This is a genomic window from Bifidobacterium coryneforme (genome assembly GCF_000737865.1).
Lineage (GTDB): Bacteria > Actinomycetota > Actinomycetes > Actinomycetales > Bifidobacteriaceae > Bombiscardovia > Bombiscardovia coryneformis.
On the sequence record NZ_CP007287.1, the window covers coordinates 1,666,857 to 1,686,788 of the forward strand.

At 58.9% G+C, this 19,932-nt stretch carries 14 protein-coding genes; 6 read left to right on the plus strand and 8 right to left on the minus strand.

The genetic code is table 11. From position 1 onward, the window contains the following. Nucleotides 1-470 precede the first annotated feature (470 nt). On the plus strand, nt 471-4,022 hold the full coding sequence (locus bcor_RS07345) for an RCC1 domain-containing protein (protein WP_051875742.1): 3,552 nt from the start codon (nt 471-473) through the stop codon (nt 4,020-4,022). Between the two features lie 207 nt (nt 4,023-4,229). On the opposite strand, the gene bcor_RS06785 is transcribed toward bcor_RS07345, so the two are convergent. From bcor_RS06785 to bcor_RS07720, 8 genes are all read right to left on the minus strand, one after another. After that, nucleotides 4,230-5,594 carry an MFS transporter gene (locus tag bcor_RS06785; protein ID WP_033498775.1) on the minus strand — a complete coding sequence of 455 codons (1,365 nt, stop codon included), beginning with the start codon at nt 5,592-5,594 and terminating at the stop codon, nt 4,230-4,232. Between the two features lie 144 nt (nt 5,595-5,738). Beyond that, complete coding sequence (locus bcor_RS06790; RefSeq protein WP_033498411.1) at nt 5,739-6,053, minus strand: ArsR/SmtB family transcription factor; 315 nt, start codon at nt 6,051-6,053, stop codon at nt 5,739-5,741. Nucleotides 6,054-6,205: 152 nt separating this feature from the next. Next, nucleotides 6,206-9,316, minus strand: coding sequence for a cation-translocating P-type ATPase (locus bcor_RS06795; protein ID WP_033498413.1), 3,111 nt, complete (start codon nt 9,314-9,316; stop codon nt 6,206-6,208). Between the two features lie 200 nt (nt 9,317-9,516). Then, nucleotides 9,517-11,418, minus strand: coding sequence for an ABC transporter permease (locus bcor_RS06800; RefSeq protein WP_158332638.1), 1,902 nt, complete (start codon nt 11,416-11,418; stop codon nt 9,517-9,519). Nucleotides 11,419-11,537: 119 nt separating this feature from the next. Next, nucleotides 11,538-12,278 carry an ABC transporter ATP-binding protein gene (locus bcor_RS06805; protein WP_033498417.1) on the minus strand — a complete coding sequence of 247 codons (741 nt, stop codon included), beginning with the start codon at nt 12,276-12,278 and terminating at the stop codon, nt 11,538-11,540. A 204-nt stretch (nt 12,279-12,482) separates the two neighbouring features. Continuing rightward, on the minus strand, nt 12,483-13,214 hold the full coding sequence (locus bcor_RS06810; RefSeq protein ID WP_033498418.1) for an ABC transporter permease: 732 nt from the start codon (nt 13,212-13,214) through the stop codon (nt 12,483-12,485). Next, nucleotides 13,211-14,119, minus strand: coding sequence for an ABC transporter ATP-binding protein (locus bcor_RS06815; RefSeq protein ID WP_033498437.1), 909 nt, complete (start codon nt 14,117-14,119; stop codon nt 13,211-13,213). Before bcor_RS06815 ends, bcor_RS06810 begins: the two co-directional genes overlap by 4 nt. A 27-nt stretch (nt 14,120-14,146) precedes the next feature. Next, nucleotides 14,147-14,275: a hypothetical protein gene (locus tag bcor_RS07720; protein WP_274518300.1), complete on the minus strand. Its 129-nt coding sequence runs from the start codon at nt 14,273-14,275 to the stop codon at nt 14,147-14,149. A gap of 398 nt (nt 14,276-14,673) precedes the next feature. Between bcor_RS07720 and bcor_RS06820 the strand changes: the two genes are divergently transcribed. The 5 genes from bcor_RS06820 (at nt 14,674) to bcor_RS06840 (ending at nt 19,901) form a co-directional block, all read left to right on the plus strand. After that, complete coding sequence (locus bcor_RS06820; RefSeq protein ID WP_051875743.1) at nt 14,674-15,744, plus strand: iron-siderophore ABC transporter substrate-binding protein; 1,071 nt, start codon at nt 14,674-14,676, stop codon at nt 15,742-15,744. A gap of 114 nt (nt 15,745-15,858) precedes the next feature. Further along, complete coding sequence (locus bcor_RS06825) at nt 15,859-16,839, plus strand: FecCD family ABC transporter permease (RefSeq protein ID WP_238548547.1); 981 nt, start codon at nt 15,859-15,861, stop codon at nt 16,837-16,839. Nucleotides 16,840-16,841: 2 nt separating this feature from the next. Next, nucleotides 16,842-17,921, plus strand: a complete 1,080-nt coding sequence (locus tag bcor_RS06830; RefSeq protein WP_051875744.1) for a FecCD family ABC transporter permease — start codon at nt 16,842-16,844, stop codon at nt 17,919-17,921. A 5-nt stretch (nt 17,922-17,926) separates the two neighbouring features. After that, the gene (locus bcor_RS06835) at nt 17,927-18,775 is read left to right on the plus strand and encodes an ABC transporter ATP-binding protein (RefSeq protein WP_033498422.1); all 849 of its coding nucleotides are present in this window, start codon (nt 17,927-17,929) and stop codon (nt 18,773-18,775) included. A gap of 151 nt (nt 18,776-18,926) precedes the next feature. Beyond that, nucleotides 18,927-19,901: a siderophore-interacting protein gene (locus bcor_RS06840; protein WP_051875745.1), complete on the plus strand. Its 975-nt coding sequence runs from the start codon at nt 18,927-18,929 to the stop codon at nt 19,899-19,901. Nucleotides 19,902-19,932 lie beyond the last annotated feature (31 nt).

Below are 19,932 nucleotides of genomic sequence, written 5' to 3' on the forward strand. Positions count from 1 at the left end.
CACTTTTAAGACCACATGAGGTCATCCGATAACGCCGCTAACCGTACAGGCTTCACTGCACGACTTGTGTATCCCCGCATCGATTTCGCTGGCGCTTGTTATGTGCAACAAACTGTTGCTCAGTGACAAGAGAACTCGCAGCAGAGACAAACAAACACGGCAAAGCTCTTCCCCGGTTTAGCAAGGGAAAGGGCTTAAATCATGGATGAAAATGGCGGCCGTGAGACATGTCTCACACCGATCTCAATATAGGAGATAATAATTTATCCTATAGAACAGACTGCTACGGTTAGTTACAGGTATTGGGAACCTGATTGGACATTGTCGGTATTGACATTGTTGGTGTCGGACCACCTTGGGGAAGACTAGATGGTCCGTCCGACGGGTTGATGGAATGCGTGACACCGGCTTACGGTCCGCGGATCAAGGGTAACGGTCAGTACCTGTTGTCAATGAAGGGGTATGCAAGTATGCGTTTGAACTACAGTCTGCGCCGTACGCTGACACTCATAGTCACCGTGCTGGGTCTCATGTCGAGCCTGGGCATGGCTGTCGCCAGTGCGACCGATACCCCCGAAGAGACTGAGGGGCAGCAGGTCTCTTCCGTCGTTGACGAGTCCTCCGATGCCAACGACAACGACGCATCGGATACTTCCCTCCTGACGCCCACTCCCTCGCCTGCCATAACGCCAGGCAACGCGCTAGGCACCACTCCGGCAACTCCGACCGACTCATCCACGAGCACACCATCTCCCACGATCGCTGAAACAAACGAATCGGAGCCTTCCTCAACCGAGCCGGCGGAAAAGCCAAACAAACAGACCTCGCACGTGGTGCGGTTCGACCTGTCGGACGGAACCCCGCCCACGCAAACGACCGTGCAGGATGGCACCCTTGCCAGCCCACCGGAGAGCAACCCGCAGCGCGAAGGCCATCGATTCAACGGATGGACATACAAGGACCAGGTCTTCGACTTCCGGATCCCAGTCCGCGAGGACATGACTCTGACGGCCCAGTGGGTCCAGGACACGGATTGGCAGCTGAGTCCCGATCATGGACCTGCCTCAGGGGCCCGCCTGACCATCAACCCTCCTTCCAGTAAGGAACCGCGCTTCTCCCACCTGGAATCCTCCGGAGACCAGCTAATCGGGCAGACCAGCAACGGTGGTCTTTACACTTGGAACGGCGCAGCCACTCCAGCGTCCATTCCGGCCCCGTCTGAGTCTCGGAACGCGTTCCACTACCTGCAAGCAGGCACCGGTGACCACTGGCAGGCGGCACTGGGATCGGATCATCACCTTTACACCTGGACCGTCAAGCAGCCCTCGCCCACGATTCCTGACGTCACCCGGGAAACCCTGTATACAAGCATCAGCACGGACATCAGTCATGGATGGCTCCTGGCCGTTGATCAGCAAGGTCGCATCCACACGCTCCAAGCTGATGAGACCAAAACCGAGAAGGCAGGCCAGCGCCTGTCCGAACAAGCCGTGGTCACCCTGCCCGAGCAGGCAAATGCGACGCTTGTCACCACGGCCGCCGACCGGGCCTTGGCCGTGGACGCGAACGGGCAAGCCTGGACTTGGAACATGACCGATGCTGATGTGCACGCCACGCGCATCAGTCAGCCCGCAGATACTCCCATCATCCAGGTCGAAAGCGTCGGCACAGGCTTCGTCCTCATGGACACGACTGGCCAAGCCGGCTATTTGGCAGGAGACAAAACTGCGCCCTCCCCGATTCGTCTACCAGATGACAAACGCCCAAACCGGGTCAGCAGCAGCGGCAACCAGGTGCTGATTACGGACACCAAAGGCCTAATTTGGGCTTGGAAGCCGAACAGCACACCTACACAAGTGGATGGCGGGAAGCAGTCCTACATACAGGCACTCACAGTCGGCAGCAAGACTGTCGCCCTGAATCTGCAGGGAGAGTTGCTTGCGTGGAGCACCAAGCAACAGGACAGGCCTGTCAAAGTCGTCGTCACCAAAGAGCCGACCTTGGACGCGGCCAGATTCGATGACAAGCCCATGACCCTGACCCGCAGCGGCGATGCCTGGCAGGCAGACGCACCCGCGAGGCCAGCAGGGCAAGCCACGGTCACCATCAGCGGCAAGCAAGACAACCAGCCCTTCTCCAAGAGTTTCACCTACACGGTGGAAGAGCCTCTCGCCAGAGCCGCTGCACCAAGCCCAACATATACAGTCACGTTCGACGCGGACGGAGGCAGCCCCCGACCCGGTGCCCAATACGTCCCCAGTCCGTATGGGCGTGTGCAAAGGCCCACAACGAATCCTGTACGCAGCGGTTACCTGTTCGACGGATGGTTCAATGGCAGGATTGCCTATGACTTCAGCAAACCCGTCACTTCGAACCTCACTCTGACCGCCCACTGGACACTCGACGGTCAGGACACCTGGCAAATCGACCCCGACAGGGGCAGCCAGTATGGCGGACAGAGCGTGCGCATCACCCCACCCCTCAATAGGGGCATCAAGTTCAACCAGACCAGCAGTGCGACGAACCTCAACGAGGAACCCCACAGGGGGTATTCTCTGGCCATAGGCAGCGACGGGAATGCATATGCCTGGGGTTCAAACCAGCATGGGCAGCTTGGCGACGGAACAACCTCCCTCCGCAGAGCTCCAGTCTTGGTGAAAAAACCTGATGGAGCCCCGGCGGATTTCACGTACGTACAAGTCAGCGCTGGGGGTTATCACTCCTTGGCCCTAGGCAGTGACGGATACGTGTACGCCTGGGGGCTTAACAGCCATGGGCAGCTAGGAAACACCAATTGCGGCGATCAAACCACCACGCCTGCGAGGGTGCGCGACCCCAATGACCCTACGAACCAATACAAGGGCCTAACCGCAGTCCAGGTAGACGCCGGCGCTTTGAACTCCATGGCGTTGGGAACGGACGGGACCGTATACACCTGGGGCAGCCAGGCAAGAGGGTGGAACGGAACCGTATTCACCGATCGACAGCCTGTTCCCGTCCCGGTCAAGGACCCCGCGAATTCATCCAACAGTTTCCGCGCCGTACAGATCAGCACCAACTGGTCCTTCAACCTGGCCATCGGAACGGACGGTTACGTGTACGCCTGGGGGTACAACAATTTCGGCCAGCTCGGCAACAATCGCCTCGATGGTCCAAATTCCACCGTCTTTTATCCGACCCCCACACGCGTTCGCGATCCAACCTGCCCCATGGACGCATCCTGCGGCTTTAAAGCGGTCCAGGTCAGTGCCGGAGGCTGGCACGCACTTGCCGTCGGCACTGATGGGAAAACCTGGGCATGGGGGCAGGGCCAGTATGGCCAGCTCGGCAACAACAGCATCGATAACGCCTGTATCCCCGTTCTTGTTTGCTCCCCTTGGGGCAACGGAAACCTGAACGCGACGCAAGTGATTGCCGGCCCCAACGACTCGTTCGCAATTGACTCGGCTGGAACCGCCTGGGCATGGGGATGGAACTGGCATGGACAGCTCGGCGACGGCAAAAAAACAGGGAATAGCCCAAACTGTGTGCCTGTCAAGATACTCAGCGCTGTCCATATAAGCGCAGGTTATGAACACACGATGGCAATCGGCCCGGACGGAGATGCCCAAGCATGGGGAGACAACATCTTTGGACAGCTCGGCAACGACGGTATCTTCTCGCAGACCTCGACTCCTGTACCGGTATTGTTTAACAAGCGGCCGGTGATCACCAGAGTCAGGTTCGACCGGAGCCCCGCAACAAGCCTGACCATCAACAGTGACGGCCACAGTGCCACCGTGATCACTCCCGCGCATCAGCCCGGGATGGTGACGGTCACCGTCGACTACACGCTGGAAAACGTACGACAGATGCCGGATACGTCGCTATCGTACCTGTACCTGCCCGCAGGCACCCTCCTTCCCAACGCAGGAGGGGCCGGCATGATGCTCACGCTGCTTACCGGCGTCGTCGCCATGTGCGGCATCGCGGCGCAGCGCCATCACAGGCAATCGAGACAACTAGATACTTCGCTTGAGTAAGGCTGTCGAGTCGGCCCACCCGACTCGACAGCACCGGGGAAAGGCCCGGGAGCATCAATGACCATCCCCAACTGGTCGATGCTCCCGGGTCTCATTAATATCATCGCATCATCAAACAACTAATGCGCGCGGTACCGATTGTAGACCGAAACATAGCCCGGAATGAATAGCCGACCATCTGGCAGCCAAAACCAACCAACAGCGGATCTACTTGCTTTCAGGTCTACCTATGGCGGCAGCGGCCGGCAATCCCAGCAAGGAGAGCACGGCAGCAGTCAACATGGCGGCTTTGAAACCGGAGGTGAAGGCAGCCGGCGAAGAAGCGCTGCCCCTGGCATAAAAGACAAGCACTGAAACAGCAACGCCCACCGCTCCGCCGAGAAGACGGGACATGTTATAGATACCGGACGCTTTGCCGCTATCGGCAGCCGGCACCGCTCCCAGCACCGCCTTCTGCAAGGCGGGGCCGGCCATCGACAAGCCGGCACCGGAGATGATCAGGGGCAGAACCAGGGCCGCATAGGTGAACTCGCCACCGGTCACCAGACCAATCCAGACATATCCCAGCCCCTGCAGGAACAACCCGAGTGCGGCAACCATACGTTCGCCGAACCTGTCCACCCACTTCCCGGCCAGGGGTGCGACGACAACCAGGGTTCCCGTCCAGGGAAGAAGCTCGAGACCGGCTACCAGGGCTTTCGCACCGCCTACCACCTGTAGCTGCTGAGGCAGGAAGAAAACCACCCCGTACATGGATGCGTACAGAAGGAAGGTGGCGAGGTTACCTCCATCGAAGGAGGGGGATCGGAAGAAGCTCAAGGGAATCATAGGATTCGACTGGCCGCGTTGGCGCAGCATGAGCACGGCCCACAGCGCGATACCGGCCAAGCCGAGCGCTATGGAGAAGCGGCTCCAGCTCTTGTCGGACAGCCCAAGTATCAGAGCCACGGAAGCGATAATGACCAGCACTGCATCCACCAGGTTGATGCGCCCGTTTCCTGGCGTATCTTCGGGTAGGTACTTGTGGCTCAGCCAGATACCGACCAGACCAATCGGGATGTTAATCCAGAAAATCCACTGCCAGCTCAACTGGGAGACGATAAGACCGCCCAGGGCCGGACCGACAATCAAGCCCAGACCGCCGATTCCGGAATATATGCCCAGTGCTTTGCCCCTGCGCTCAGGTGGTGTTCCGGAGGCCAGAATGGTCATCGACATGGGCGTCAGCACGGAGGCGCCCACACCCTGCACCACACGGGCGGCAATGAGCACGGCAATGGAGCCTGAGAGGGCGGCCATGAGGGACCCCAGGACGAATACTGCCATGCCAGCCATATATACAGTGCGGTGCCCGAATCGGTTCCCCAGGGCCACGCCGACCAGGAGGACCGCAGCGATTGTCACATTGTAGGCATTGAGCGCCCACTGCAGTGAGGTGATTGAAATACCGAAGTCATGACGAATGGCAGTGGAGGCGGTGGTAACGATCATCGAGTCCATCATCGACATGAAGAAGCCCAAGGAGGTGAGACCCAGAATCCAAAATGAACTGGTCGGCTTGTGTTTACGCATAGGAGAGTTGACTTTCTGCGACTTTTAACTATTTAATAGTTCATGAACTATTAAATAGTAGCACGACATAGACCACTCTCAACAAGCACCCGGACACCGAATCGGAAGAGCCGGTGGACCGATTCCCGCATCAGGAGAACAGCCTTACAGGGCCGCAAGGAATCCGGGGGCGTACCGGCGGAAGGTCTCCTCGTTAAGGGAGACATACTTCTCGCGCGAACGCCGCTCGTCCACCGTAAGACCAGCCTCACGCAGGGTCCTGAAATGATACGAGCCAGCAGAGGGACTCATCTGCACCATTTGCGCGATTTCCCCGCAGGTCACACCTCTGCACACCCTTTTGAGGTAGCGCACAATCTGCAGGCGGGTCGGATCGGCGAGTGCCTTGAGCACCCTGACCCGTGCCTCATCATCTTCTGCTGCAAGAGAGGACCCATCACCCGTCGTTTCAATACTCATACAAGTATTGTAGCGACCGCGCTCCCCTCCATGAGGATTGCCGATGAGTCCCAATCAAAACACCCGAACCTGGACCCCGGGGAGATATTGCAAACACTCCGAGAGCCAGGCCCGCACGACCTCTCCGGCACCCCTCCTGAAGGGGGGGGGGGTTACGCTCGAATCCGCCTGAACACCCAGGTGACCAGTTTGCGCAGCTCCGAGGCCACCAGCACGAGGGAGGCCAGAGCGATGCACTCAAGCCAGGCCTGGGGCTGGAGGGGAACGGTGCCGAAGGCCTCGCCCAGGAAGGGCACATAGATAACCAGAAGCTGAAGCAGGATCGAGATCCCTATGGCACCCCAGAGCCAGAGGTTGCTGAAGAGCCCATGGAAGGCCGACTTCCGGGACGAACGCGAGGCCAAGGCGTTGAACAGCTGGGCGAAGACCAGGATGGTGAAGCCCATGGTCCGCGCCTCCCTGATCTGCGCCTCGTGACCAATCATCTGGACAGACCTGTCGGTGAAGAGGCCGCCGCTCAGGTGCATGTCCATGCCGATCAGGGTGACCGCAGCCATGACCAGGCCTATATAGACGATGTCGAACCACATGTCCCGATCGATCACCCTGTCGCTGACGGATCGGGGCGGGCGGTCCATCAGATCGTCGGTCTGGGGATCCACTCCCATGGCCAGCGCGGGTGCCGCATCGGTCAGGAGGTTGATCCAGAGCAGCTGGGTGGCCAGGAGGGGTACGGTCACACCGGCCGTACCAGGCTGCGATATACCCAGAAGACCGGCGAAGACCACACCACCGAAGACCGTGAAGACCTCACCCATATTGGAACTGAGCAGGTAGCGCAGGAACTTGCGTATGTTGTCGAATATGCCCCGGCCTTCTCGTACAGCCTGGACGATAGTGGCGAAATTATCATCCGCCAGAATCATCTTGGCCGATTCCTTGGTGACCTCGGTCCCGGTGATGCCCATGGCTACGCCAATGTCGGCAGCCTTGACGGCAGGGGCGTCATTGACGCCGTCGCCGGTCATGGCCACGACCTTGCCCTGGTCCTGAAGGGACTCGACAATCTTCAGCTTGTGCTCAGGGGCCACGCGGGCGTAGACGGAGACCTTGGAGGTGGTCTCCCGCAGCTGGTCCGCATCCATGGCATCCAGTTGCTCGCCGGTGCAGGCGGGCTGCCCGGGTTCGATGATACCCAGATCCCCTGCGATTCTGGCTGCTGTGAGCGGATGGTCGCCGGTAATCATGATTGTTCTGACTCCGGCCTTGTGAGCCTGGTCCACCGCCTGGCGGACCTCGGTGCGGGGCGGGTCGATGATCCCGACCATGCCCGTCCAGATCAGGTTGCTCTCCAGATGGGCGCTTTCCTGAATCACCGTGTCAGCGGACAAGGTGACCGCCGCGGCATACTGAGACGGCTGGTCCGTTCCGACCGCCGCTGACGGCCCCTCCCCTGCGTCGGTTTCGGCCAATGATGACAGCTCCTGGCCGGACACAGGCCGGAAGGCCTGCCCCAGGGTCCTGTAGGCATCCGCCGAGAGGTTGCTTACCTGGGCAAGTATCCCCTCCCGATCGGCGCTGGTCATGGTCCTGACCTGACCGCCTTCAAGAATCCTGTCGCATCGATCAAGCAGCACATCGGGAGCGCCCTTGCAGAAGAGACGCGTCTTCCCCTCGTCACCGGTTCTCGGAGCAGCCAGAACCGACATGAGCTTGCGTTCGGACGTAAAGGGAATCTCGGCAAGACGACGATAGCCATCAGCTCTGGAATCGACTCCCACCTTGCGGGCGGCGACAATCAGCGAAACCTCCGTGGGGTCGCCGACTATCTGCCAGTGCCCCTGGTCGGAACCGGACTGGGCCTCGGAATCCGACTCGACATCGCCCCCCTGCCAGTGAAGGCCTCCGTCGTTGGCGACGGCTCCGACCATCAGGGTCTCTTCAACCTCCGCAGCCAGGGATGAATCGATGGGGTCGGTCAGCTGATCGTCGGCCCCTGCGGACGCGACCGGCTGCATGGCTCCCTCCGGGGTGTACCCGGTACCGGTGAGCCGGACCTGCCCCGAGGGGACAACCACCCGCTCAACGGTCATTTCATTGCGGGTCAGCGTCCCTGTCTTGTCGGAGCAGATGACCGATGCCGACCCGAGCGTCTCAACCGAGCTGAGCTTCTTGACGATGGCATGGTGCTTGGCCATGCGCTGCACACCCAGGGCAAGGACCACGGTCAGGATGGCCGTCAACCCCTCGGGTACGGCGGCCACGGCCAGGGAAACGGCCATGAGCAGGGAGTCGATCAGGTCCTGAGTCGTCTGGAAGCCCTCCATCAGGGCCAGGGCGGCCAGAACCAGGACGGCAATCAGGCAGACGGCCAGTCCAAGGAGCTTGGAGACCCTTGCCATCTCCTTCTGGAGGGGCGTGGGCTCCTCCTGGGTATCGGCCAACATGCCGGCAATCCTCCCGACCTGGGTGTCCATGCCGGTGGAGGTGACAATCATGCGACCGGTGCCCTGGGTCACTGCGGTGCCGTTGAAGACCATGTTTGCCCTGTCGCCCAAGGCCTTGGGCCGGTCAAGCCGACCGGGCCTCTTGCCCACCGGCAATGACTCGCCGGTCAGCGATGCCTCAGCCACGCGCAGGCCTGCGGCCTTGAACAGTCTCCCGTCGGCTCCGACCGAGTCCCCCTCGGAGAGGACCACGACATCACCGGGCACAATCCGACTGGTCTCCAGGCTGACCACCTGACCGTCGCGCAGAACTGAGGCACGCGGAGCCGTCATACTCGCCAAGGCATCCACAGCCCGCTCGGCCTTGGCTTCCTGGGCGTATCCCAGGGCGGCGTTAAGGATGAGGATGATCATGATGACAATGGCATCAAAGGGCAGGGGCTCGCCCCCACCGGCAGCCGGATGCGAACGCTCCACCACCCAGGCCACCAGCGAAATAGCCGTGGCCACCAGCAGCAGGTAAACCAGGGGGTCCTTGAACTGCTGAAGGAACTTCCGCCATGCGGGTACAGGAGGCGCCCCAGCCAGTTCATTGGGGCCGAATGCCTCCAACCGACGTGCCGCCTCAGCCTCGTCCAGGCCCCGGTCAGGATCCACATTCAGCGCAAGGGCCACCTGTTCGGCATCCGCCGTGGAGGGATCCTTGAGAATGGGGTCATTCGCGGTGCGCCTCAGCTCAGAGTCCTGCCCTGCAGTCGGAGCCATCCCGGTATCAGTTGATTGTTCTTGCTTGGAGCCGCTGGTCAACCCAGTCATGCCACTCTCCTGCTTATGCCACGGAGTAGTCAACGCCTCAGGGGCCCATTGAAGGAAATCAAAAAACGGCCAGACCAAAACGCTGCGTGGTTGTTTACCAAGTAGATATCACAATATACACAGGCTCGGCCAAAACCGTCAAGGCTGCCGCTCCGAGGAGTGCGGCTAGTCAAGCAATCGGAGCATGCTCTTGTACTCCACTAATTTGCCCCAGCGGATTTCAAGGTGCCATATGAGACCATGAGAGTCGCGGCGACGCCGATGACCAGCAGCAGGAATCCGACCAGGCAGAACGGCCCTAGAGGAATTGGCGTATAAGCAACAGACAGGCCTATACCGCTAAAGGCCAAGGCTACCGCCGCCACAACCACGCATATAGCAACCACAGCGATTAAAGCACCGGCAAGGATGTTCACGCCTGTCTCCAGGACAGCCGACCAAACGATGGACTGCCGTGATACCCCAATTTGATAGAGTCTCCGATTTTGCCCCTGCCGCTCGGAGAGGGCTATGGCTATCGACTGAAGCAGGAAGATGATTGCGAGTGCTGTACCGCCGACAATCATAACGGACAGCGCGTGCTGACTTGAGACGCCATGCTGTAAGAACCGATCTATAAAAGCAGATCGGGTTTCCACCGACATTCCCTTGATTCCGGCACCACGAATTGCTTTGGTTATATCACTGATTGCCGATGGCGAGGACGCGGAGATAAGCGCTAAGACCTGCTCCTCCTCGCCGGCATGAGGTAGTCCGTCAGCTGAGGACAGGAAGTCCATAGGCAGAGGGGGCGTACCCTCGGGCGGCCTGACGATGGCAGCCACGGTCAATTGATAACGTTTATCACTGCGATCAATCAAGGTAACCTTGTCACCCAGCCGGTAATCGGTGTTTTGGTTCGACACGGCAATTTTTCCGGGGCCCAGGTCAGACAGGCTTCCTTCGACCGCCTCGGGGGCGGTAGCCCTCCTCGCACCGTCTCCGACCAGCCCATCCGTACCGTTCTGCCAGGCCACCTGGAATGCTCCTGAGGGATTCTCCACGGCCCAGGTTTGGGTTGTATAGATATCGGCTCCACGGACTTCACCACCCAGGTCCCGTATGGTCGATGACAGCTCGTCGAAGCTTTCTTCGGTGTCAGAGCTTACGATCACATCCGCTTTAAGCGGCTGCAGGTTTAACATGTTTCCTCCTATGGAACCGGCCTGGAAGACCGCCAGGAAAGAAATCACGATCGTCAAAACCATCATGACAGGCAAGGCGACTGCCGTAGAACCGGCCGTCTCCCTTCTGGCCCGCTGACGAGCCAAAATCCCCGGCCCACTGGCCAGCTTTTCCGGAATCAAACCGAGCAGCGAAACCGAACCAGCCACAAGAAGAGGGGAAGCTGCATAAACAGTGCAGATTACCAAGATGACCAGCAGCATACAGCGCATATCAAGAGGCAAGGAGATCGGAGCGAAACCGACGAACAAGGAAAGCAGAACCAGTGGGCAGGAAATGACAATTCGAAGCTTGCCCATCTTTTTGGCGCCCTTGGCAGACTCTTGCGCCATCAGCCCGAGCGGTGACACTTTATTCAGCTTTCGTATTGCCAGCCACACTCCCAGCAGGCAGACGACCATCATGAAAGCAAAGGACAGAACAGTAACTGACGGACGAACCCTCAAATCAAAGCTCACTCCCGAGCCAGGAAACTCCGAAGGGCCCGAAAACGCCTTTCCCATAGGAACAGCCAGGACAGACCCGAGCAAGGACCCTACAATGTTCGCAAGGGCCAAAGGCAAGGCGAATTCACACAGCTCCATCACCATGATTCTTGTCCGACTGGCCCCATTAAGCCGCATCATTCCGAACTCTCGCCTACGGTCCTGCACCAGGAAGGAGACTGAGGCAAGAACGAGGAAGATGGAAATCAATCCTATGCACAGCACAGACACCGTGGATATCATAACGACATTCCGATATGGCGTTTCTGCCATGAGACGGCGCAGGGTATGCATGGATTCCATTTTCCCGATGCCGTCCTGCATTCTGCCCGCCATATAAACCTGCAAGGTCGAGCAGAACAGAAGAGAGGTCAGGCACACTGTCACGGACATGACGATATACGAGGCGCTATGAGCCTTGACCAGAGACCAGACAAGCGCTGCGAGTGAGACCCTCTTCGACGAGAGGTGCGAGGAGGCTTGATGAGCCGGACCGTTGGGACCATGTCGCTTCATTGCACTTGCCTCCCGGCCGTTGTGGATGTCATATCAGCCAAGTGCATGGCCAGACGTTCGGCATCGTACCCCTCGCAGATTGAATCCACTTGGCCGTCTTTTAAAAAGACGACACGGTGGGCCCTGGCCGCCACGTTAGGGTCATGCGTAACCATCAGGACGGTACGCCCTTGTTCCACCACGGCCTCGAAAGAGTCGAGGACCAATGAGGCGCTTCGACTGTCCAGGGCTCCAGTAGGTTCGTCAGCAAAAATAATGTCCGGCTGTGAAGCCAAAGCCCGGGCAATTGCCACACGCTGACGCTGCCCACCCGAAATGTCTGCGGGATACGAGTCAGCAAAATCACCCAGCCCTACCAGCGATAAGGCTCGAAGAGCATTCTCCTTCTTAATGGACGGGCCACCAAACAGTGCTGTCAACATGACATTCTGCAAGCAGGTAAAAGCATCAACCAGGTTGTAGTCCTGGAACACGAATCCGATATGGTCCCGCCGCATCCGCGTCAGATCGGATTCACGCATGCCGGACAGATTCCTGCCAGCAATTGAAACCACTCCACTTTCTATCGGCAACAGGCCGGAAGCGCAGTAAAGGAAAGTCGATTTCCCTGCCCCTGATGGACCCATCAAAGCCGTCCACGAACCAGTCCTGCAGGCCAGAGACACATCGTTAATGCCAAGACCGCCCGAGGCATAGTGAAAAGAAACATTATCGAGGGTCAGCGGAGTTTCATCCATATACAGATATCCTGTCTTTTCGATACGCCATTGTCGATTGGACCTTCTCTCCACTATAGGGCAACAGGGAACGGTAATTGACGGATTTTCACATGCTGAGCGATACCGGATACCGTCCAAACCCGTGTCGTGAGACAAGACAGGAGCCTCACTGAGGTTGATGGCGCTGGAATGGCAGCGTCACGAGCACACTTCCGCGCGTCCTTATTTCCAGCGGAAACCGTACACAGAGATGAGCCCCAATGGAATGCAACCCACGGCGAGGTACAGGAGTCCGATCCAGGCATGAGTCCAGGTGCCCGACCCGATCAGCATCATCGACAGTGCCTCCCTCATGTGATACAAGGGCGTATACGGTGCAATGGTCTGCACCCAAGACGGCAACATCCATACAGGCATCATGGCTCCGCCGATAAAGCCCAGGGGCAGAATAATGATGTTCGCAAAGATGGATACGCCTGCAATGGAGGGAATTATCAGGGCGATGATGACGCCCAAGAAAAAGAACAGGAGGTAGCCAAGAACCAGAGGGAGCAATCCCGACAAAAACGTCGGTTTCAGCGCCATCCCCATGATCATTCCCATGATTACAAGCACCACAGCCTGGGCCAGCAGGACGACGATACCCACCACGGCCTGGGAGAAGATAATCACATTCGAGGATAGGGGGAAATTGCGGACCGTCCGAAGCATGCCATTCTCGTGCCAGGTAGCAATGTGCGAAGCACCCGAGAAAATACCCACGTAGGCTGCGCCAAATGCAATGACATTGGCGCTGATTTGACTGACGATATCAACTCCATGAACGAAGCTCTTAAAAGACAGGACCAAAACCAATAGCAATGCTACAGGGAAGAGGAAGGTGAAAACCATCGTGGACCAGTCGCGAAGATCATAGTGGAACATCAACTTGAATAGGGTTCTGAAGCTGTTCATTCGACGTTCTCCTTTTCGAGCAGGCGAAGATAGACATCCTCAAGACGCCCATCCTTGACTTGCGCCTGGCTTGTATTGATTCCGGAATCAACCAATTTCGCGAAGGTAACTCCAGTATCCCGGGTACGCACTGATAAACCGTCGGGTGTGACCTTTACATAGTCACTTCCTACGAGGTGAACCACATGATCGGCCTGATCCAAGGCATTTGGAAGAAGGATGGTTGACTCCATCTCCGCTTGCGCAATAAGCCTGCTGGGACTGGCCGTCACGAGAATATGCTTATCAGCCAAGATCGAGACCATGCTGCACAACCGCTCCGCCTCATCCAGATGGTGCGTCGTGTAAAGAACCGTGGCGGCCAATTGCTGATTCGATTTGAGCAGGCCCACAAGATCGTGGCGTGACTCGGGGTCGAGGGCGGCAGTCGGCTCATCCAAAAAGAGCAGACGAGGACGATGGATGACAGCCGTGGCGATAGCCAATCTCTGCCGTTCACCGCCGGATAGTGATTCAACCTTGTTGGATGCCACATGATTCAGTTTCAGCGCATCAACCAGATCGTCCACACGAGACCGGGGCACCTGGTAGATATCCGCCACCGCAGTAAGGTGCTCAACGAGCGTTGTTTTGGGGAAGAAGGAGGACTGCTGCGGCTGGATACCTATTTGACGAAGCAAGGCCAGGTTCCGCGGATAGGGTGCCTTGCCCAGAACCGATACCGTTCCCTCGGTCGGCTTTTGCAATCCCTGCAAGACAGTGAACAGCGTTGTCTTTCCCGCACCATTGGGCCCGATGACCCCGTGGAAGGCCCCTTCTTCAACCTCCAATGAGAGATGAGAGAGAATCGTCTTGTTCTTTATCCGAACAGTTAGATTCGATACGCTCAATTCGATATTGCCCATTCCGGAGCCTTTCGGTGTCATTATTCATCAAGCAGGTCGTAAGGGGTGGCGCTCCACCAGGGTCTGATTGTCAATAGCCCATTTCAGGCCGCTGCGCAGGAGGATGGCGGGTACGGGTTGAGAAACAAGACGATGAAGAGGCGGTTCGATTTCCATCGAATTCCCCTTCAGATTGTTCAGTCACCACTCGGCTATATCACTGGTCACACTTTTGTTCCCCTTTAGAGTTACTACATTGTCCTGTCTATGCAACCACATGAATTTGGCTTTACCTTCACTGTAAAGCCGACTGTATTGCCTATCTCTGTTTTATTTGTATGTTGAGATTTTGACGTCAAAGCAACGCACAGAAGCGTGTATTGCGCATCATCAGGCTATACGAAACATGAACGTTCCGGCAGGGCATTTCCAATTGCACACCCCCAAATACAAGCGCTCCGTCTAACACAAGCGGCTAAGGAAATCAACTCTTTTCTTCCTGTCGCCCCGATGCTAAATCTGGTATCTGGCTCTGGTGCGCCATGCCAATTTCACAGCACAATCAAAGGAACCACATGCATACTCGAACATCCCTTCCCCTGACTCGACTCAAACGCGCCATCGCGATCGTCACTGTACTGGCGAGCTCCACGCTCTTTCTAGGCGCCTGCGGGCAGAATTCGCAGACAGCCACGTCCAGCGAGACTACAACCTCCGGGCAGCAGGATTCCTTCCCCGTCAAGATCGATCATGTTTACGGCACCACCTCGATCCCTTCCAAGCCCAAGCGCATCGCCACCGTCGGATGGGCCACTCCCGACAACCTCATCGCCTTGGGGGTCGTGCCGGTCAGCATCCAGAAGAACTCCTTCGGCAAGACCGTGGATGGAGGGTATCTGCCCTGGACCAAGGATGCCCTGGATGAGATGCATGTGGCCAAGGCGGATATGCCCAAGCTGCATGACGAATCGGACGGCATCGATGTCGAGGCCATCGCCGCGTCCAAGCCCGATCTAATCATCGGCCTGCTCTCCGGCATGACCAAGAAGCAGTATGACACCTTGAGCAAGATTGCGCCGACAATCGCCTATCAAGAGGTTGCCTGGGGCGACCCCTGGCGCAAGGTCATCACGTCCACAGCCAAAGCCATCGGAGAACCCGAAAAGGGCAAGCAGCTGATATCCGACCTGGAGGAGCGCATCTCAAAGGCCGGAGAGACCCAACCGGCCATCAAGGGCAAGACCGCGGCAGTTATGTATTTCGATGCTTCCAAGCTCTCTAAGTTCAGCGTCTACACCACCTCCGACGCCCGGCCTCAGTTCCTGAACGACCTCGGTATGGAGACTCCGGAGTCCATCAAGGAGGACTCCAAGAGCACCAAGAACTTCTACAAGGAGATCTCCTCCGAGCATGCCGACAGGTACAAGGATGTCGACATCATCGTTACCTACGGCACCCCGGACCTGCTTGAAGCGATGCGCAAGGACCCCCTCCTCTCCAAGATTCCCGCAGTTGAGCGCGGATCCGTCGTGGTCATCGACAATGACAGCGAGATGGCCAATGCCCTTGACCCCTCGGCCCTGTCCATCCAAAAGACGACCAACACCTACGCGCAACTTCTGGGCGAGGCTGCCGCCAAGGTCTGATCAGGCCGCAGGTAAGGGGATGAAAGAGGGGGAGGTGGCACATATATGCGGTCGGGAGTGACTTCGCACCCAGGCACCCGGCGGGTAGCCATGCATCGCAACGGAAACGGACCCATGGTCCTGTCCGGGCTGATTCTGGCGGTCTGCCTGGTCATGGTCTGCGCCCTGTCCCTGGTTTTCGGCTCCCGCTCCGTCAGCCCCTCCGACATCCTCCACGCCCTGTCCGCCTCCTCGGATGACATCGCAACCTCGGCCATCCGCCTGAGAATCCCCCGCACCGTCCTCGGCCTCCTGGTCGGTGCCGGGCTCGGGGTGGCCGGGACCCTGATGCAGGGCATATCTCGCAATCCACTGGCGGACCCGTCGATTCTGGGTTTCAATACGGGGGCGGCCCTGGCGATCGCCTGCTCCATGGCCTTCTTCTCCCTATCGACCCCGGCCCAGTATGTCTGGGTGGGGCTGCTGGGCAGTGCGACGACCGCACTGGTCGTCTGGGCCATAGGCTCCCTGGGGCCATCCGGCCCATCGCCGCTGCGACTGACCCTGGCCGGCGTCGTGATCAGTTCGGTACTGGGGTCTCTTACCTCCGCCATTCTTCTGCCGCGCATCAATGTCATCAGCTCATATCGCTTCTGGCAGGTTGGCGGAATCTCGGGCGCCCGGTTCGACCTCATGATGCCGGTCCTGCCTCTTCTCGCTCTTGGACTGATACTCGCCTTCTGCCTGACGCCCGGAATCAACGCCTTGACCCTGGGTGATCAGATGGCCGAAGGACTGGGCATGCACGTCGGACGTGTCCGCAGCCTGGCCTGGCTTGCGGCGATACTCCTCTGCGCCTCCTGTACGGCACTGGCGGGTCCGATTGGCTTCGTCGGACTGGTGGTCCCCCATGTGGCACGACTGCTTATAGGACCCGACTACAGACGAATCATGGCCTTGAGCATCCTCATCGGCCCCCTTCTGGTGGTTGGCGCCGACGTGGTGGGCAGGATAATCACCCGTCCATCCGATGTGGAGGTCGGCATCGTCACGGCACTGATTGGGGCTCCCGTATTCGTGATTCTGGCCGGGCGCAGAAGAACCGCGGAGGTATAGGCATGGTCGCTCCTCCCGTTCGTGGCGATAACCCCGCCCTTCAGAAATCGCATAGACCCGATGCGATGACCGACCTGCAACGGATACGACGGACCCATACCGTTCGTTCACTGGCAGTCACCATCCTGCTTGTGATACTCCTGGTTGCTCTCGCGCTGTCCGACCTGGCTCTGGGACATCGCACATACTCCATGAGCGACCTGATTGGAGCACTCCTGGGGCAGGGAGACGAAGGGACCAGATTCGTGATTCTCCAACTCCGCATGCCCAGGGCACTGATCGGCTGCGCCGCCGGCATCGCATTCGGCATGGCCGGAATTGGTTTCCAACACCTCCTGCGCAACATGATGGCCAGCCCGGATATCATCGGCATCACGGCAGGAGCCAACACGGCCGCCATCTTCGGCATTGTCGTATTGGGCCTGTCGGGCATGCCCTTGGCCTGCCTGGCGGTCATGGGCGGTCTCCTGACAGCCCTCCTGGTCATGGCCCTGGCCTGGCGCGGTTCGTTCGACCCGACCCGGCTGATACTGATCGGAATCGGAGTGGCCGCAGGGTTCAATGCTCTGGGTTCCTGGCTGATGATTCGCAGCAACCAATGGGACATCCAGGCAGCAACCCGGTGGCTGACGGGCAGCCTGGCCGATGCCCAGTGGTCCGATCTACCCATACTGGCAACAACAACCCTCGTCGGCGCCATGCTCCTGCTGGCACTCGACAGGAATGTCAGCACACTGCAGCTGGGACCGGAGATGGCCGCCGGACTGGGAGTCAGGGTAAGCCGTGTCCAGTTCGAGGTGATTATCGTGGGTGTGCTGCTCCTGGCTGTCGCAACGGCGACCACCGGTCCCATCTCCTTCGTTTCGTTCCTCTCCGGCCCCATCGCCGCAGTCCTGGTTGGTCGGGGAACATCGGCCCTTATCCAGTCGGGCCTGGTGGGAGGTTGCCTGGTTCTGGGGTCGGACATCGTCGCTCAACATCTGCCCACAACCCAGGTGCCGGTCGGCATCATCACCAGCATTGTGGGCGGCCCCGTCCTCATCCTGATCATGGTCCTCATGACCCGCAGACAGGAGCTCTGAACATCATGACGTCACCCCTGGCACACGACTCCTGGAGCAGCGCGCATAAGCTGACTGCCTCGCACCTTCGCCTCACCTATGGCGGGCGTACGGTCATCGAGGACCTGAGTCTGGATATACCCCCACACACGATGGGGTCCATCATCGGACCCAACGGGTGCGGAAAATCAACCTTCCTCAAGGCCATGGCCAGGATACTGAAACCGGCCTCGGGGGCCGTCATGCTGGATGGAGAGCCCATCACCAGCATCCCCACCCGCAAGGTTGCAACGATTCTGGGGCTGCTGCCACAGAACCCGTCAGCCCCCGCCGGCATCACCATCGCCGACCTGGTCGCTCGCGGCCGATACCCCCACCACCACTTCGTCGAACGGTGGACGACCAAGGACGAAAAGGCGGTGGAACGGGCCCTTGCCCTGACCGGACTGACCGATATGGCGGGGTGTCCAATCGACCGCCTGTCCGGAGGCCAGCGCCAGCGCGCCTGGATTGCCCTGACCCTCGCCCAGCAGACCGACATACTCCTTCTTGACGAGCCGACCACTTACCTGGACATCGCCTACCAGCTTGAGGTGCTTGACCTGCTGAGCACCCTGAACAGACAGGAGGGCGTCACGGTAGTCATGGTTCTCCACGACCTGAACATGGCCGCCAGGTACTCGGATTGGATCCTGGCCATCAAGGATGGCAAAAGGGTCGCCCTGGGCGCTCCCGACGAGGTCATGACCGAGAGCCTGGTCACGGAAGTATTCGACATCGCGTCCACCGTGGTGAAGGATGAGTCCACCGGCACTCCACTGATGACACCTGCTCCCCTCCATAGCCTCGGAGCCCACTCCGTTAGGCCCCGGTAATGTACATCCCCATGATTCGGCATCCGATAATCCGAAACACAACAACCCAGCCCTATGACACCAAACCCGGTGTCCTGATTCTCGGCAATCCGGGCACCCACCCAACAGGCCTGAATCCGAGGGCAGGCCATAAAACCCAACCGAAAGAGAGATGACCATGGAACTTCCCGCCAACCACCCCGTATCCCTGATTCCCTTCCACGTCACCGTGGCCAAAACGGAAACGCTCTCGCCCCACTTCCGTCGCATCGTCTTCAAGAGCCCCGACCTGAAGATCTTCGCCGATGCGGGATACGACGAGAGGATCAAAATCATCCTTCCCCTTCCGGACGGATCAGTGCCTGACCCCTCCTTCTTTGAGGTTGCCCCAGACGTTCCGCTTGGTTGGCTACAGGAATGGAGGGCCCTCCCCACGGAACGCCGCAACCCGATGCGTACCTACACGGTTCGCGCTCTCAGGCCCGAAATCGGGGAAATGGATGTGGACTTCGTCATCCACGATCCTTCCGGACCTGCCGGAACCTTCGCGGAGCAGGCCAAGCCAGGCGACAAAGCCGTCATCATCGGCCCCGATGGAAGGGTCGGAGGACAGGTTCCAGGACTTGATTTTCACCCGGGCCAATCCAGGCATATCCTCCTGGCGGGTGATGAAACGGCACTCCCGGCCATCGCCGCCATAATGGAAAGCCTGGTTCGCGACCAGTGGCATGGCGATGGGGTGGTGGTGATTGAAGTCCCGACCGAAGAGGACCGCCTCCCCCTACAAACACCCGAGGGCATTCGCGTCATCTGGACGGTGCGCGACGAGTCCGGCCACGGCCATGCCCTTACCGAGGCCATGCACAACCTCCTGGATGACCTGCCGGTCCATTCCGACTCGGACGAGGCCGCTCAATCCTCCAAGGAATTCAAGGAAATCGATATCGACCGCGAGCTGCTCTGGGAGACATCCGATTCCGCCGAGGCGGATACCGTCATCCAAACCGATGACCTGTATGCCTGGATTGCCGGCGAGGCAGCCACCGTCCGTGACCTGAGGCGCATGCTGGTCAGAGACCACGGAATGGACCGACGCAGTGTCTCCTTCATGGGATACTGGCGCCAGGGCCGTAGCGAGATGTCCTGATACGGACTTCGGGTGCGGTCGGCCCCCATTA

What these genes read in the sequence shown, in the direction of transcription:
- bcor_RS06825 (WP_238548547.1), top strand. Translation starts at nt 15,859, where the DNA reads ATGGTCCTGTCCGGGCTGATTCTGGCGGTCTGCCTGGTCATGGTCTGC.
- bcor_RS06815 (WP_033498437.1), bottom strand. Translation starts at nt 14,119, where the DNA reads ATGGGCAATATCGAATTGAGCGTATCGAATCTAACTGTTCGGATAAAG.
- bcor_RS06795 (WP_033498413.1), bottom strand. Translation starts at nt 9,316, where the DNA reads ATGACTGGGTTGACCAGCGGCTCCAAGCAAGAACAATCAACTGATACC.
- bcor_RS07345 (WP_051875742.1), top strand. Translation starts at nt 471, where the DNA reads ATGCGTTTGAACTACAGTCTGCGCCGTACGCTGACACTCATAGTCACC.
- bcor_RS06840 (WP_051875745.1), top strand. Translation starts at nt 18,927, where the DNA reads ATGACCATGGAACTTCCCGCCAACCACCCCGTATCCCTGATTCCCTTC.
- bcor_RS06810 (WP_033498418.1), bottom strand. Translation starts at nt 13,214, where the DNA reads ATGAACAGCTTCAGAACCCTATTCAAGTTGATGTTCCACTATGATCTT.
- bcor_RS06805 (WP_033498417.1), bottom strand. Translation starts at nt 12,278, where the DNA reads ATGGATGAAACTCCGCTGACCCTCGATAATGTTTCTTTTCACTATGCC.
- bcor_RS06835 (WP_033498422.1), top strand. Translation starts at nt 17,927, where the DNA reads ATGACGTCACCCCTGGCACACGACTCCTGGAGCAGCGCGCATAAGCTG.
- bcor_RS06800 (WP_158332638.1), bottom strand. Translation starts at nt 11,418, where the DNA reads ATGTCCGTGACAGTGTGCCTGACCTCTCTTCTGTTCTGCTCGACCTTG.
- bcor_RS06785 (WP_033498775.1), bottom strand. Translation starts at nt 5,594, where the DNA reads ATGCGTAAACACAAGCCGACCAGTTCATTTTGGATTCTGGGTCTCACC.
- bcor_RS06830 (WP_051875744.1), top strand. Translation starts at nt 16,842, where the DNA reads ATGGTCGCTCCTCCCGTTCGTGGCGATAACCCCGCCCTTCAGAAATCG.
- bcor_RS06790 (WP_033498411.1), bottom strand. Translation starts at nt 6,053, where the DNA reads ATGAGTATTGAAACGACGGGTGATGGGTCCTCTCTTGCAGCAGAAGAT.
- bcor_RS06820 (WP_051875743.1), top strand. Translation starts at nt 14,674, where the DNA reads ATGCATACTCGAACATCCCTTCCCCTGACTCGACTCAAACGCGCCATC.
- bcor_RS07720 (WP_274518300.1), bottom strand. Translation starts at nt 14,275, where the DNA reads ATGGAAATCGAACCGCCTCTTCATCGTCTTGTTTCTCAACCCGTACCC.